Here is a 15145-nt window from a genome sequence, read left to right on the forward strand (position 1 = left end):
CGAAGCGTCCCGCCTGATCAACAAACTCACCTGCTATGCCACTTTGCGTCAGACCGCGCGCCTTTTCAGCAGATAGATATCCATGATCCAGCCATGCTCGGCTCGTGCGCGGGCGCGGGTCTCCAGAATCTCCTGCGCCACCTCGGAAAGTTGGCCATGGATCAGCAGCTCTTCCTTCATGCCGACGAACGCGCCCCACCAGATGTCATAATCCTTCATCTCCAGAGACTGGAACGAGCATTCACCATCCAGCATGACCGCCACCTTGGTCGCGGCTTCGGGCCAGCCCTGTTCGCGAAGCCTTCGGCCAGTCGTGACAACATAAGGCGCGCCAATATCGTTGACCGGAATTCCGTGCGCTGCGGTCAGAGCTTGCAACGCGGTGATGCCGGGGATTACCCTTTTCTGTGGCTGGGGGGTCAGTCGCGCGGCAATTCGCAAAGAACTGTCGTAAAGCGACGGATCACCCCAGATCAATAGCGCCACATTCCGGGTCTCTGGATCAGCCTCCATCGCCTCCTGCCAACGCAGGGCGATGGCGTCGTGCCACTCATCAACACCGCGCAGATAGCCGTCCTCGGCCCGGCGTTCGGGAATGTCGAAATAAGCGATCCGGGGCGGGGTATCTGTCACCTGCGCGATGATCTCTTCACGCAGTCCTGCCAGATCGGCCTTGTTCTCGCCCTTGCGCGGGATCAGGATCAGATCGGCCTCACGGATTGCCTTTGCCCCCTGAAAAGTCACGTGATCCGGGTTGCCCGTGCCAATGCCGATCAGGGACAGCTCATACATTGTCAAACTCCGCCAGCGGGCCATACAGGATCAGGGCAGGGGCTGTGCCGATTTCGGATTGCAACTGTTCCGCCAAAGCGCCGATGGTGGCACGGCGAAGCTTCTGGTCGGGGGTCGAGACGGACTCGGCCATCAATGCCGGAGTATCCAGCGGCAAGCCATGGGAGTGAAGTGCCTCGACTAGCAAGGGGAAGGTGCGTTTGCCCATGAAAACCACTGTTGTCGCGGAAGGGTCCGCCAGTGCGGGCAGATTCAGATCTTCCGGTAACTGGCCGCTGACATCGTGTCCGGTCACAAATTGCACGCGGCGGGCAGTCAGACGACGGGTCAACGGGATGCCCGCTGCCGCCGCGGCCGCAACGGCTGACGGAATGCCGGGAATGATTTCATAGTCGATACCAGCATCCCGCAACGCGACAAGCTCTTCTTCCAGACGACCGAACAAGCCGCCATCACCGGATTTCAGGCGCACGACATGCTGGCCAGTACGGGCATAGTCCACCAGCAATCGGCTGACATGATCCTGTTTCGGCGACGGGCGGCCGGCCCGTTTGCCTACCCCGACCAGATCGGCATCATCGCGCGCATGGGACAGGATTGGGCCACTGCTGAGATCGTCAAACAGCACCGCGTCCGCCTTTTGCAACCGATTCACCGCCTTGAGCGTCATCAACTCGGGATCGCCAGGGCCAGAGCCGATGAAGGAAACAAAACCGCTCATGCCGAGGCCTCGGCTATCAGATGAAAGAAGGTGCCTGTCACGTGTCCGCGTACCGATCCGGTCTGCGGTCCTTCGGTGCCTTCTGCGTCAAACACGCGCGCCAAAGGGGGGTCTGGCTGTTCGACAATCGACGAATAATGAAACTCATGCCCACGCAATGCCGTACCGGCGGCAAGTCCCGGCATCGGCGACAGCAATTCCGCCCGACGATAGCCCAGATTGAATTTGCGTTTTTCGTAAGATGTCACCAGACCCAGCAATCCGGCCATCCGGTGCCGGGTGCCGTCCTTGTCGATCAACCCCTCGCCCAAGGCCATGTAGCCCCCACATTCCCCGTGAACGGGCTTTGTATCGGCATGTTTGCGCAGCCCGGACAGGAACGTATCAGCCGCCGCCAGCGTTCCGGCGTGCAGTTCCGGATACCCGCCGGGCAGCCACACAAGATCAGCATCCGCGGCCGGAGCTTCGTTCGCCAGTGGCGAAAATGGCAGAACTTCAGCCCCTGCTGCGCGCCACCCTTCCAGCAGATGCGGGTAGGTGAACGAAAACGCCGCATCCTGTGCCAATGCGATCCGTTGCGCCGGAGGGCGCGGCAGCGCGGCTGACGATGGCCCTTTCGGGCCTGAGGAAGCTGCAGCCTTGATCGCTTCAAGGTCCACATGTTCGCGCAGGAATGCTGCATACCCGGCAATGGCGCTTTCCAGATCCGGGTGTTCGACCGCCTGAATCAGGCCAAGATGGCGTTCAGGCAAGGTAAGATCACCGCGCCGCGGCAGGACGCCCAGCACCGGCAGACCCGCGCGTTCCATCCCCAGACGGGTCAGGCGTTCATGCCGTGGGCTGGCACAGCGGTTCAGGATTACTCCGGCAAAGGGCAGGTCCGGATTGTACATTCGGAACCCAAGTGCCGTCGCCGCCGCAGATTGCGCCTGACCGCCTACATCCAGCACCAGTACAACGGGCCAGCCCATGCGCTGCGCTGTCTCAGCGCTGGACCCGTGCCCGAGTTCTCCTGGTTTGGCGACGCCATCGAACAGGCCCATCGAGCCTTCGGCCACAACGATATCCGCGCCTTCGGCCTGGGCTGAGATCGCGTTCAGCAAGGGGTCGCCCATCGCCCAACTGTCCAGATTGAACGAGGCCCGCCCGGCTGCCGCCCGATGAAACGCCGGGTCGATATAATCCGGCCCGCTTTTGAACGGCTGAACTGACAAACCATCTTCGGCCAGCGCACGCAAAAGGCCCAGCATGACTGTTGTCTTGCCGGTTCCCGAAGAAGGGGCGGAAATCAGCAATCCCGGGGGGTTAGTCATCGCCGTGGCTCCAGCTCGACCAGGGGCTTTCCGCACTTTGCGGGCGGTAGCGACGATCATAGGTCTTTGAATACAGGCAACTTTCGTCAAACCCTTCACCCGCCAATGCAGGACCGACAAGGATCAGCGCGGTACGCGAAATGCTCTCGTCCAGCGACTCTTTCAATGTGTTCAGCGTCGCGCGGATGATCCTCTCATCCGGCCAGCTTGCCCTATACACGACGGCGACAGGACAATTCGCGCCATAGGCCGGTGTAAGGTCGGCGATCACCTTGTCCAGATTGCCAATCGACAGGTGAATGGCAAGTGTTGCGCCGGTGCGGGCAAAGTTTTCCAGCGTCTCGCCTTCGGGCATGGACGATGCGCGGCCCGGCGTACGGGTCAAAACAACAGATTGTGCCAGTCCGGGCAGGGTCAGTTCCGTGCCAAGCGCCGCGGCGGCCGCGGCAAAGGACGGAACGCCGGGGGTGACGCTGACCGGGATGCCCATCTGTTTCAGGCGCCGGATCTGTTCGCCCATTGCCGACCAGACCGACAGGTCGCCGGAATGCAGCCGCGCCACGTCGTGACCAGCCTGATGCGCGGTCTCGATCTCCGCCATGATCTGATCCAGATCCATCGGTGCGGTGTTCACGATCTTCGCGCCTTCGGGGCAATGATCCAGAATTTCTTCGGGCACCAGTGATCCGGCGTACAGGCATACCGGGCAGGACGCGATGATATCGCGCCCGCGCAGCGTCAACAGGTCGGCGGCGCCCGGTCCGGCGCCAATGAAATGAACGGTCATGTTTGTCCTCCGATGGCGACGGCGCAGGTCGCAAGCCGGTCGTCCGAAATCAGTCTGGGTGAGAGAAGCCGCGCCCCGGAACCGGCGGCGGCAAGGGCGGATGCTTCGGCCACGCTGCCGGTGCCATAAGTGGCCCGGCTGCGGTTCGAGCAGGTGAGGGTCCGCTGCCCGGCCAGATCGGCGGGCGCGATGAAATGCAGAGGCAAGGCCAGCTTTTGGGCAAAATCAGTCAGGGCAGTGTGGCCTTGCTTGTCGGCAACAGTGGCCAGCGCATCCACACGATGCCCGGATGCGGCCGCCTTGAATGCCGCCTGCAAACTGTCCGCCGTGGCGGATGACGAAAAGCCAAGGCCCGCGACGATCATAGTGTCACGCTCCATTGCACCACCGGATAAGCGGCCTTCCAGCCGCGACGCGGGCCAAGCGGTGCCGCATGAGACAGGTCAATGCGCAACAGGTCGCCGCCGCGTTCCTCGTGCCATTGGGCCAGCAATGCCTCGCTTTCCAGCGTGACGGCGTTGGCCACCAATCGCGTACCTTGGGGCAAATTGCTCTGCAGCCATTCCAGCAGGTCAACACTCAGCCCGCCGCCAATGAAAACAACGTCAGGCGGGGTCAAGCCATCCAGCGCCCCGGGGGCCGTGCCATGCACCACTTTCAGTCGATCCTGCCCCAGTGTATCGGCATTCCGGCGGATACGCTCGGCCCGGTCGGCGCGAGGCTCGATCGTGGTCGCCGTCAGGCTCGGGTCGCACATCAGCCACTCGATACTGATCGAGCCCGTGCCGCCTCCGATATCCCACAGATGTTCGCCGCGTTGTGGCGCCAGCGCAGACAGGGTCAGCGCGCGGATGGGGCGCTTGGTGATCTGCCCGTCGGTTTCGAATATCTCATCCGGCTTGCCCGAGGCTTTGGGCAGGGCGCGGCCCGCACCCGCGACGTCAAGCCCGACGCAAACCGGGTGCTCGAAGGTTCCCAGAAGCGCCTCGGTGAGCGAGACACTGCGGGCCCGCTCACGCGGGCCGCCAAGCGCCTCCATCACGTGAAGTTGCGTGTCGGCAAAGCCGGTCTCGGTCAGGTAATTGGCCAATTCGGCCACCGCCGCGCCATTGCGCAGCAGCAGGATTGCACGCAATCCCGGGGACAGATGTGGGCGCAGCCGGGTCAGAGGGGCGGCATGCAACCCGAAGGTCAAAGTGCTTTCCAAGGGCCAGCCCAGCCGCGCGGCAGCCAGGGAAAAGGTCGACTGACCCGGCAGGGCCAACCACTCACCGGGATCGAAATTGCGCGCGATCACCGACCCGGCACCGAACCAGAACGGATCACCCGAGGCCAGTACCACGGTGGCGCGACCGCGCAGCCCGGTCAGTATGGGCAACCCATCGGCAAATGGCACGGGCCACGCGATCCGCTCGGCCCCGTTTTCGGGAACCAGCGCCAGATGGCGCGGCGGCCCCATGACGACTTCGGCGCGGTCCAGCACTTGACGGCTTGCCGGCGACAGGCCATCCAGTCCATCTTCGCCCAGTCCAAGAACGGTCAGCCACGGAGCTTCATGCATGTCCCACCTCCTGATCCTTGGCGGCACGACCGAGGCCAACGCGTTGGCCAAGGCGGTTGCCGACCGGGGCATAGCTGCAACCTACTCCTACGCAGGCCGGGTGGACAATCCGCGACCGCAGCCATTGCCGGTCCGGGTGGGCGGGTTTGGCGGGGCGGAAGGGCTGGCGCGTTACATTCGTGATCACGGTGTGAGCCATGTGGTTGATGCCACCCATCCCTTTGCCGCGCAGATGAGCCGGAATGCGGTTCAGGGATGTGATGAAACAGGTATTCCGCTGGCCGCGCTGACCAGGCCAGCCTGGACCCCGCAGAACGGAGATTGCTGGACACACGTGGCGGACATCGCCGCTGCGGTGGATGCCCTGTCCGGGGCGTCTCAGCGCGTTTTTCTTGCGGTAGGCCGGATGCATCTCGGGGATTTTGCCGCCCAGCCCCAGCATCATTACCTGTTGCGGCTGGTGGATAAGCCTGACACCCTGCCGCTGCCGGATTGCGACGTCGTCGTTTCCCGCGGACCGTTTGCTGTTGAAGATGACCGGGCGCTGATGGCGCAGCACGGCACAGAACTGGTGGTGTCCAAGAACGCGGGCGGAACCGGCGCACGGGCCAAGCTGGACGCCGCGCGGGCGATGGGCCTGCCAGTGCTGATGATCGACCGTCCGGTCCTGCCGCAGCGAACCGAATTGTCGAATGTGGTAGACGTACTGGACTGGCTGGGTCATTCCTGATCCCTGGCCTGATCGCTGGCCTGAGTAAACCTTGGCGTGTAGACAATTGGCCCGCGGTCCCTGTCAATCACACGGGTCAGTGAAGATCCGACAATCACCACGGTCTGCATGTCGGCCATGTCAGGTGTCGCCTCGGCAAGGGTCGAGATGCGAATGGCCTCGTCGGGCCGCGTAACCGCTCGGGCGAACAGGATCAGACGCTCTGGCTCACATTCCTCGCGCAGGATTTCCAGTGTCTTTACAAAGCCTTCTGGACGGGACTTGGAGCGAGGGTTATAGAATGCCATCGCGAAGTCCCCCTGCGCGGCCAGTCGAAGACGTTTTTCGATCAAAGGCCACGGCTTGAGATTGTCGCTGAGGTTGATGGCACAGAAATCATGACCCAGCGGCGCACCGGCGCGGGCCGAAGCGGCCAGCATCGCCGTAATCCCGGGCAGCACGTCAATCGGAATTTCACGCCATTCCGAGGGGCCGTTTTCCATTGCCTCGAACACAGCGGCGGCCATGGCAAAGACACCTGGATCGCCCGAGGACACAACCACCACGCGCTTGCCCTCTGACGCCATCTGCAACGCGTGCTGTGACCTGTCGATCTCGACCCGGTTGTCGCTTGCGTGCAGCGTCAGGCCGGTGCGCTCTGCCACCCGGGCGACGTAGGGAATGTATCCGACAACGTCGGTCGCTTCGGCCAATGCAGCCGAAACCTCGGGAGTGACCAGATCCTCATTGCCGGGGCCTAGCCCCGCGATTTTGACCCAGCCGCTCATGGACGACGACCCTGGCCATGGACAACGATGATCGAGAAATAGGGCGTGATCTTGCCGCACGCCTCGGACAGCTTCGTCACTGTTTGGTTCGGCATTTGCGCGTATTCAACGATCCAGGCACGGTCATAAAGCCCGGCTGTCTGCAATGCGCGTTTGACCTTGTCGATATTGCGGCCGATTTTCATCACCACCAGCGCATCCGTCTGGGCCATGCGCTGGGCCAGATCGTCCTCGGGCAGGGTGCCGACCAGTACTGTCAGCACGTCATCGCCCCAGGTGATCGGATCGCCGGTTGCGGTCCACGCGCCCGACATGCCGGTGATGGCGGGCACCACCTCGACCGGAGCGTTGTCGCGCAACCGGCTGTATAGATGCATGAACGAGCCGTAAAAGAACGGGTCACCTTCGCACAGAACCACCACGTCTTCGCCGTTTTCAGACAGCGCCTTTAGATGCGCGGTGCAGTCTTCGTAGAACTCAGACAGCAATTCGTTGTAGCGCGGGTCCGTGACGGGAATTTCCGTGGTGACGGGGTATTCCATCGGGAATTCAACTGCCCCTTCCGGGATCATCCCGTTTACGATCTTGCGGGCCTGACCGCTGCGGCCCGGCTTGCGAAAAAAGGCGACGTGTTTTGCGTTGCGCAGCAGGCGATCCGCCCGAACGCTCATCAGGTCGGGATCGCCGGGGCCAAGGCCCACACCGTATATTGTGCCCATCTTCATTCCGCCCGGCTTGCGATGGCGTTGATCGCTGCCACGGTAATGGCGCTGCCGCCCAGCCTGCCTTTGACGATGCAGGACGGCACGGGCTGCGCTTCCCATAAGGCGTCCTTGGATTCCATCGCGCCGACGAACCCCACGGGGCAGCCGATGATGGCGGCGGGACGGGGGCAGCCGGGGTCTTCCAGCATGTTGAGCAGATGGAACAGGGCGGTGGGCGCGTTGCCGATGGCGACCAGAGCGCCTTCCAGATGAGGGCGCCACAATTCCAGCGCGGCGGCGGACCGGGTGTTGCTCATCTCGGCGGCCAGCGGGCGCACGCGTTCGTCATGCAGGGTGCAGATCACCTGGTTGTCGGCGGGCAGGCGAAAACGGGTCACGCCTTCGCTGACCATGCGCGCGTCACACAGGATTGGGGCGCCGCTTTCCAGCGCCGTGCGGGCCGCGGTCACAAATCCCGGCGAGAAATGCACGAACTCTTCCAGCCCCACCATTCCGGCGGCATGGATCATGCGAACGGCGACCTGTTCCTCGTCGGCGTCGAACCGGGCCAGATCTGCCTCAGAGCGGATGGTGGCAAAGCTTTCCTTGTAGATCGCCGCACCATCGGTTTCGTATTCATAGGGCATCAGGTCAGGTCCATAGTCATGAGTGTTTCGGGGCTCAGCCCGCGCTGGCTGGGCTCATCCCCCGCGCGGCCCTGATTTACAAGATCAAATCGGCCGTTCCGGCCAACCAAGGTGACGTCGGCCGGGCCCATTCGGGCACATCCCTTGGAGCAACCGGACACGTGCAGTGTGCCGGCCACGCGCGGGGCCAGGGCACGGGCAATGTCGCGGGTTTCTGCCTGCGCCTGAGGGCAGAACGGCGCACCGGGGCAGGCATCTGTGGTCATGAGTGGGTCGGCGTCATCGGTGACAAAGTCTGCAGCAGGTATCGACGCCCGGCCTTCCAGCAGGATCAGCCGCCAAGGTGTGACACGCAGAGCAGTCGCGCCAGTCACCGCGATCAGTTCGGCAAGAGGCTGGGCGGGCAGTTGCCCGAACGCCGCGCCATAGAATGCACCCAGATCGTGAGTGCCAGGCTGAAGCGGTTCGCCAGTTGGGGCAGGGTTGCTGCCCTGCCACTCCTGCGGCAGGCCTAGTGCTGCCACGACCCGCGCCATGCGGCGATTTTCCGGGGTGAAATTCCCTGAGAACCATTCTGCCAACGCGATCAATTGGTCGATCGCTTCGGCCTCGGTGACACGTCGCCCGGTGTCAGACCCGTCCGCGCGCAGGATCAGGCCGTCAGGACCGGTCTCCAGCCGGATATCCGCTGAATCCGCTGCAAGCAGACGGTTCGGGCCGGTGTCGATGGCAAAGCCGAACTTGGCGGGCAAGTCGGGCAATTCACCCAGCCGGTCAGTCAACTCCGTAGTCAGACGGCTGGTCAGATCGCCGGTTTGATACAGCGGCGAGACGAGTATGTTGCGCCGCACTTCAATGCCGGGCTCTGCATCCAGCAAGTCCAGTGCAGAGAGTTTTTGAAGCAGAGGCTGGTGATCAGCTTCGCTCACGCCGCGCAATTGCAGGTTGGCCCGGTTGGTCAGATCGATGGTGCCGTTGCCGAATTGCCCTGCCAGCTCGCACAGGCCCAATGCCTGTTTGGCATCCAGCCGCGCCAGCCGAGGGCGCACACGAACGACCAGCCCGTCGCCGGACATCATCGGTCGATGCGCGCCGGGGCACCAGCCTTGTACGATCGGTGCGCTCATCTCAGACCCTCCAGATCGGCCCGGATCGAGTTCCGGCGCGTGTTCCAAAGCCCGGCCTCCAGCAGCGCGCGGAACCGGTCCTGCATGGCCTGATGCGCTTGCGGGTTGGCCTGTTGCAGGAACGCGTCCACCTCGACATCGCCCAGCGTCGCGTCATGGTAGAGGTCAAAAAGATGTGGCGCGACCGTACCGGACAGGTGGGCAAAAGAAGCCATGTGATCCAGCGTCGCCGCGATCTCGGCCGCCCCGCGGAAACCGTGGCGCTGCATCCCCGCGATCCAGGCGGGATTGGCGGCCCGGGCATGGACGACGCGGCTGATCTCTTCCGGCAGGGTGCGGGCGCGGGGTTTATCCGGATTGGTGTTGTCGAGATGGTAAAGTTGCACCTCGCCGCCGGTAATCTTCTTGGCCGCCGCGAAACCGGCCTCATGCGTGGCATAGTCGTTGGCCAGCAGCAGGTCGGTTTCGGTCAGGTCCTGAAGGTGCACGAAGCTGTCCGCTTTGGCGACTTGTCGGGTAATGCCGTCGATATCCTGTGCGACGTGTTCGCCTTCCAGTGCGAATGAACTGGCCAGTAGCCAGGCCTCACCCGCCTGCGTGCGGGCCTCGTCGGTGTAGGTTTCCGACAAGTGTGTCATATTCAGGCCATAGCTGCCCGGAGCCGGGCCAAAGACCCGAGGGTTCGGGGTCTGCCCCGCGAAGGGGTTCCAGTCCGGCGCTTCGTCCCGCTGGGACAGAGCCCGAACGGCCTGGCCATATAGGGCGGAAAGCGTCGGGAATACATCCCGGAACAGGCCCGACACACGCAGGGTCACGTCCAGTCGCGGACGGCTGAGGTCGGTGATTGGAAGCACTTCGATGCCTGATACCCGCTCTGATCCCTTGTCCCAGACCGGTTTCACGCCCAGCAGGTGCAGCGCCATCGCGAATTCCTCGCCTGCCGTGCGCATGGTGGCAGACCCCCATAGATCGACGATCAGGCCTTTCGGATAATCGCCTTCCTCCTGCAGGTGCCGCCGAACCAGTTCCTCGGCCAGTTTCACGCCTTGTGAATAAGCCGCGCGGGTCGGGACCGACCGGGGATCAGTGGTGAAGAGGTTCCGCCCAGTCGGCAGCACATCCGATCGCCCGCGATAGGGCGAGCCGGACGGTCCAGCCTCAATTCGCTTTCCGGCCAGCACGTCCAGCAAGGCGGCGCGTTCGGCGTGTGCAGATGGCGCGGGGTCGAAATTGCCCGTCACTTCAGGCACGCGGCCAAAAATATGCAGCCCGTCGCCAAACTGGCTTTCCTTGATGTCGCAGACAAAGCGGTCGATGCGGGTGATTGCCTCGGCGATACAGGTGGCTTGGTCAAGGCCAAGGTCGCTTTCCAGCCCGATGGCCTGAGCTTCTTCCCGGATATCTTCCTGCAAGCGGTCGCGTCGTTTTGGGTCAAGCCCGTCGGCGTTCGAGAATTCGTCCAGCAGCGATTCAAGCCGAACCATTCTGTCCGGCGTGCCGCTCTCCTTCATCGGGGGCGGGATGTGACCCAGCGTGACGGCTCCGATCCGGCGCTTGGCCTGTGCGGCTTCGCCTGGGTCGTTGACAATGAAGGGGTAGATCACCGGCAAATCACGGATCAGCGCCTCGGGCCAACACTCGGCGGACAGGGCAACGGATTTTCCCGGCAGCCATTCCAGAGTGCCATGGGCGCCAATATGGATCAGTGCGTCGGCGTGCAGGCTTTTGCGCAGCCAAAGGTAAAACGCGACATAGCTGTGACGCGGTGTGCGCGAAAGGTCGTGATAGTCGTCATCGCGCAGTTCAGGCTTGCCACGTTCGGGTTGCAGCGCGACCAGCGCCTTGCCCCGGTGAAGCGCGGTGAAATGGAACGCGCCATCAACAAAGGTCGGATCATCCTCGGGCTTGCCCCAGACTGTTTGCAGGTCCGTATTCAGTTGATCCGGCAAGTGTGCAAGCGCGGCCTGATAATCTTCGAGCGACCAGGCAATCCGGGCGTCCAGCAATGTGTCGGCGATCGGTTCGGCAGGGGCTGTGTCATACCCGGCGCATTGCAAATCTGACAGCATCGCTTCGGCTGATGCCAGCGCATCAAGGCCCACCGCATGGGCCATCTGCCAGTCCTTGCCGGGGTAGGTGGACAGAACCAGAACCGGCACCTGTTCCGCTTTGGGTCGGTCGTTCAGATTCAGCCAGCCGGTTACACGATCAATGATCGCTTCGATCCGTTCAGGTTCAGCGCGGTGGGCAAAGCGGGAATACTCCAGGTGCGGATCGCGTTTGCCCGGTTCCTTGAATGAGGCGATGCCCGCCGAGATCCGCCCATCCACTTCGGGCAGCACGACGTGCATGGCAAGGTCGGCGGGGGAAAGACCGCGTTCGGCCTCGGCCCACGCTTTGCGGCGTGAAGTTGCCAGAGCGACCTGGAAAACCGGCACACCCGCCGCGTCAAGCGGAGAGGTTCCCGACGCACCTTTGCCCGAGAAGGAGGTGGCATTGATGATCGCAGAAGGTTCCAGTGCAACGGTGTTTTGGCGCATCCAGTCGGCGGCAGCAGGTGCCTTGAGGGAAGGGGCGAACATGCCCATTGCCTCGAACCCACGCGCACGCAGGCTGTGGATCAGGGCGGCGACCGGGCCGGTGTCGGCGGAGGTCAGGTAGGCGCGATAGAAAGTGACGATGATGCGTTTCGCATCGTTCGTAAATGCGGTTTCTATCTGGATTACGCCGCGGTCAGGGCACCAAACACCGCATTCGGGAAGGGTTTTGGCCCCCATCACCGGCCCGGCATAGAGACCTGCCGCCAAGGCCATCTGCGCCAAAGCCGCCTGCGCCGCGACCTCGCCGCCAGTGTCGCACAAATGTGCCAGCCGCCGTAGGGTCGAGACGGGCAGGGTAGAATAGTCGTCCAGCCGGGTATCCACACGCCCGTCGGCGGGCAGAACCGCCAGCGCGATGCCTTTGGCCTGCGCCAGCGCAAGAACCTGCTGCAGCCCGTATGACCAGTAAGGTACCCCACCAATCAGGCGGATCAGGATACCTTTTGCGCCGTCAAGCGTTTGTTCCACATATGTGTCAACGGACAGAGGGTGTTTCAGCGCCGTCAGATTGGCCAACCGCATCGTCGGCATTCGCCCTTCCGGCCCACCGCCGCGATGCCAGCCTGCCGCGAAAGCACCGAGATCGCTGTCCGAAAAGGACAACATCACCAGATCCGCCGGGCTCTGGCCCAGATCGGTCGGGGTCTCGGTTTCTTCAAGCCCGTGGCTTTCGCGGAAGACGACGTGCATGGCTTACTCGGCGGCCTCGGTCACACCCACGAGGATATCCCGGATTTCGGCCTCTTTGATGTCGTCGTGCTCGGCAATGACCACAAGACGCGAGCGGCGCTCCTCGCCGGGTTCCCAGGGGCGGTCGTACTGATGACGCACCCGGGCACCGACAGCCTGAACCAGCAGACGCATCGGTTTGCCGGCAACTGCCGCATACCCCTTGACGCGCAGGATGTTCAGTTCCCTGGCCAGACGTTCGATCTTGGCAACCAGATCGAGTGGGTCACTTTGCTCCGGCAGTTCGACGATGATGCTTTCGAAATCGTCATGTTCGTGGTCGTGGTGACCGTCGTGATGCGACGGACGCGCGTCCATGTCATCCTCGGCTGCGGCTTCCAGACCGAGCACGACGCGGACGTCTACGACGCCTTCGGCAACCTCTACGACGGGCAGCGGGCGCGGGGCCTCGGCTGCGATGATCTCTTTGGCTTTGGCAACACCCTCTGGCCCGGCCAGATCGGGCTTGGTCAGCAGGATGATATCGGCGCAGGATATCTGATCCTCGAACACCTCGGAAAGAGGCGTTTCGTGGTCGATCGAGTCATCGGCCAGGCGCTGGGCATCCACCGCCTCGACATTCGGAGCGAAGCGACCTGCCGCGACCGCCTCGGCATCGGCCAGAGCGATCACGCCATCCACAGTGATTTTTGAGCGGATATCGGGCCAGTCAAAGGCTTTCAGCAGCGGCTTGGGCAGGGCGAGGCCGGAGGTTTCGATCAGAATGTGATCGGGGCGCGGGTCCAGCGCCATCAGCGCTTCGATGGTCGGAATGAAATCATCGGCCACGGTGCAGCAGATGCAGCCGTTTGCCAGTTCCATGATGTTCTCTGCCGGACAATCGGGAATGGCGCAGGATTTCAGAATATCGCCATCGACGCCCACGTCGCCGAATTCATTGACCACGACCGCCAGACGTTTGCCCTGCGGGTTCTGCATCAGGTGCTTGACCAGCGTTGTCTTCCCCGAGCCCAGAAAGCCGGTGATCACAGTGACGGGTAATTTCTCAAGAGTGCTCATTTCAGGGCTCCAATCGGGGGAATGCGGGAGGCGCAGTTTTTGCGGAAATGTTCGGGGCGCTCACGCCATTTGACCAAGCCGTCCTCGGTCGCCAGATATTTGGTCGCACCGTCGACAATGGCGTCAACGTGTTCGGCTTCGTTCAGGTTCTCATAGACAAAGGTCCAGCGACCCGGTCCACCGCGCAGCACGATCGAGCAGCCCTGATCGCAGTTCGACAGGCATTCGACGGGTTTCAGCGTGATGCCTTCGGGCAGGTCGGCCTGTTGCAGCGCTTTGTGCAGCAATGTGCCGGGGCGTTTTTCATCATCCTCGACGGGCAGTCCACGGCGGCACGTGGTACAGACCAGCAACTCGACTGGTGCGGTCTCGGTCATGTCTCTCATCCCCCCAAATCCTCTTCGCGGGGGACGGGGTTTCATGCGGGCCACGCGTCTGCACATGGACCCGACACCGGAACACCCCGCCCGGTTTCTTCTTCGGGTGCTGGCAGGTCTCCCGGCTTGCGGATGTCAGAGACTTGCTCTGGCAGATGTCCCGCCTTCCCGGCCTTTCGGCCAGTGGCTATGGGCACCCTCTCCGGTCACGGTCGCGGGGGCGGCTGCGTTTGACGGAAAAACCGCTGACGCATTCCCTTTTCATCCATCCAGGGATGGACACCAACGGGTCGGACATGCGGCACAGGCGGGGGACTTGTCAAGCTTAAGGATGCGCGGTTTCGCCGCCGGAAGGAAAAAGCGACCTGAGGTGGTCACTCAGCGGCATCGCCGGGCGTTCACGGCGCCCGAAAACCTGCGTGATTGAGGTGTTCCGTGTGATGTTCGCTGATTTTGGAAGGGGTCGGCGGGAACCGGACGGGCGGGGCGGATTCGGCTTCAGAACCACTGGGGCAGGCCGCGTGTGGACGTTGCGGCGACCAACCGCCTGTCATTTCGGGCATCGCTAAACTGAGGGATTGGGGTTTCGTTGATTAAGTAACCGCCGTTCCGACCGGCTCGGGATACTCCATTTCAGTATTCGCGCAAGACCCGGCAAAAACGACCGCTTCGAGATCAAATCTGATGGCCGTCTTGCTGTGCACAGAGTAGCCAGATTTTTTGCAAAATTATGCCTCAAACTGCCCTTAGCGGGCGTCGGCGAACAGAATATGCCAGGAAACAAAAAATGAAAAAGTTAGCAGCTTTTCTTGTGTACTTACCCGTCGCTGCAGTTGCGGAAGACCGGGTGTTCGAGTGTGAAGCGGCGGATGCAAAATATCCGGAAATGGCGGCCACGCTGGTCAAATACGAGGGCCAGAACAAAGGGCATATTACCATTGGTGATATCGACAATAAGGCTGAGGTGTATCCCGGCCTCGACACCCTGACTTACCTGTATATCGGTGACGGCTTTACCCTGAATTACAACGTGAATCTCAAGACTGGCACGTTTGACTATTCGGCTTCGGGCAGCAAATCCGGATGGGGCAAAGGCAGCTGCAAGGAAGTTGTGGCCCAGTAATTCGCTAATGCCCGGTCTGCGGGTTGGGCCTTTCGGTTGCCGAGAAAAGTACTTGCCTGGTTCCGTCCGGAGGCCAATGTAGTTGGCCGTGGATGGAACCCGGTTAAAAGCGGCCGATCCGGTATGTGTCCAAGCCATTTGGGCGGC

General features: G+C 62.4%; 15 protein-coding genes and 1 riboswitch. Of the genes, 2 read left to right on the forward strand and 13 right to left on the reverse strand.

Features of this window, described 5'->3' with window-relative positions; all coding sequences use genetic code 11:
* Positions 1-48 precede the first annotated feature (48 nt).
* Genes cobF through cbiE form a run of 6 tightly spaced genes read right to left on the reverse strand, consistent with a single transcriptional unit; the run spans position 49 to position 5174 of the window.
* Positions 49-792 (reverse strand): precorrin-6A synthase (deacetylating), encoded by a 744-nt coding sequence (gene cobF / locus AC2FIR_RS16260; protein ID WP_170609598.1) that lies wholly within the window; start codon positions 790-792, stop codon positions 49-51.
* Entirely contained in the window at positions 785-1513 is a 729-nt protein-coding gene (gene cobA, locus AC2FIR_RS16265) for a uroporphyrinogen-III C-methyltransferase (protein ID WP_170816726.1), read from the reverse strand. The genes cobF and cobA overlap by 8 nt, the downstream gene beginning before the upstream one ends.
* Positions 1510-2826 carry a cobyrinic acid a,c-diamide synthase CobB gene (locus tag AC2FIR_RS16270; RefSeq protein ID WP_170808264.1) on the reverse strand — a complete coding sequence of 439 codons (1317 nt, stop codon included), beginning with the start codon at positions 2824-2826 and terminating at the stop codon, positions 1510-1512. Before AC2FIR_RS16270 ends, cobA begins: the two co-directional genes overlap by 4 nt.
* Positions 2819-3613, reverse strand: coding sequence for a precorrin-4 C(11)-methyltransferase (cobM, locus tag AC2FIR_RS16275; protein ID WP_170816727.1), 795 nt, complete (start codon positions 3611-3613; stop codon positions 2819-2821). Before cobM ends, AC2FIR_RS16270 begins: the two co-directional genes overlap by 8 nt.
* Entirely contained in the window at positions 3610-3978 is a 369-nt protein-coding gene (locus AC2FIR_RS16280) for a cobalamin biosynthesis protein (protein WP_170808278.1), read from the reverse strand. Before AC2FIR_RS16280 ends, cobM begins: the two co-directional genes overlap by 4 nt.
* Positions 3975-5174 (reverse strand): precorrin-6y C5,15-methyltransferase (decarboxylating) subunit CbiE, encoded by a 1200-nt coding sequence (gene cbiE, locus AC2FIR_RS16285; protein ID WP_170816728.1) that lies wholly within the window; start codon positions 5172-5174, stop codon positions 3975-3977. Before cbiE ends, AC2FIR_RS16280 begins: the two co-directional genes overlap by 4 nt.
* Between cbiE and AC2FIR_RS16290 the strand changes: the two genes are divergently transcribed.
* Positions 5173-5904, forward strand: a complete 732-nt coding sequence (locus tag AC2FIR_RS16290) for a cobalt-precorrin-6A reductase (protein WP_496745654.1) — start codon at positions 5173-5175, stop codon at positions 5902-5904. The genes cbiE and AC2FIR_RS16290 overlap by 2 nt on opposite strands.
* On the opposite strand, the gene cobJ is transcribed toward AC2FIR_RS16290, so the two are convergent.
* Genes cobJ through AC2FIR_RS16325 form a run of 7 tightly spaced genes read right to left on the reverse strand, consistent with a single transcriptional unit; the run spans position 5895 to position 13875 of the window.
* Positions 5895-6671 carry a precorrin-3B C(17)-methyltransferase gene (gene cobJ / locus AC2FIR_RS16295; protein WP_496745653.1) on the reverse strand — a complete coding sequence of 259 codons (777 nt, stop codon included), beginning with the start codon at positions 6669-6671 and terminating at the stop codon, positions 5895-5897. The genes AC2FIR_RS16290 and cobJ overlap by 10 nt on opposite strands.
* Positions 6668-7396, reverse strand: coding sequence for a precorrin-2 C(20)-methyltransferase (locus tag AC2FIR_RS16300; protein ID WP_170808268.1), 729 nt, complete (start codon positions 7394-7396; stop codon positions 6668-6670). Before AC2FIR_RS16300 ends, cobJ begins: the two co-directional genes overlap by 4 nt.
* Positions 7393-8022: a precorrin-8X methylmutase gene (locus tag AC2FIR_RS16305; RefSeq protein ID WP_170609609.1), complete on the reverse strand. Its 630-nt coding sequence runs from the start codon at positions 8020-8022 to the stop codon at positions 7393-7395. Before AC2FIR_RS16305 ends, AC2FIR_RS16300 begins: the two co-directional genes overlap by 4 nt.
* Positions 8022-9149 carry a precorrin-3B synthase gene (cobG, locus tag AC2FIR_RS16310; RefSeq protein WP_496745651.1) on the reverse strand — a complete coding sequence of 376 codons (1128 nt, stop codon included), beginning with the start codon at positions 9147-9149 and terminating at the stop codon, positions 8022-8024. Before cobG ends, AC2FIR_RS16305 begins: the two co-directional genes overlap by 1 nt.
* Complete coding sequence (gene cobN, locus AC2FIR_RS16315; RefSeq protein WP_496745649.1) at positions 9146-12439, reverse strand: cobaltochelatase subunit CobN; 3294 nt, start codon at positions 12437-12439, stop codon at positions 9146-9148. Before cobN ends, cobG begins: the two co-directional genes overlap by 4 nt.
* 3 nt (positions 12440-12442) lie before the next feature.
* A complete protein-coding gene (gene cobW, locus AC2FIR_RS16320; RefSeq protein ID WP_170609615.1) occupies positions 12443-13498 on the reverse strand; it encodes a cobalamin biosynthesis protein CobW in 1056 nt (351 codons plus the stop codon).
* Positions 13495-13875: a DUF1636 family protein gene (locus AC2FIR_RS16325; protein WP_170609617.1), complete on the reverse strand. Its 381-nt coding sequence runs from the start codon at positions 13873-13875 to the stop codon at positions 13495-13497. The genes cobW and AC2FIR_RS16325 overlap by 4 nt, the downstream gene beginning before the upstream one ends.
* A 94-nt stretch (positions 13876-13969) precedes the next feature.
* Positions 13970-14177: riboswitch (cobalamin riboswitch) on the reverse strand.
* Between the two features lie 485 nt (positions 14178-14662).
* On the opposite strand from AC2FIR_RS16325, the gene AC2FIR_RS16330 reads away from it, so the two are divergent.
* Positions 14663-14998, forward strand: a complete 336-nt coding sequence (locus AC2FIR_RS16330) for a hypothetical protein (protein WP_170609619.1) — start codon at positions 14663-14665, stop codon at positions 14996-14998.
* Positions 14999-15145: the final 147 nt, after the last annotated feature.

It is taken from the genome of Ruegeria sp. CDSB136 (assembly GCF_059610965.1).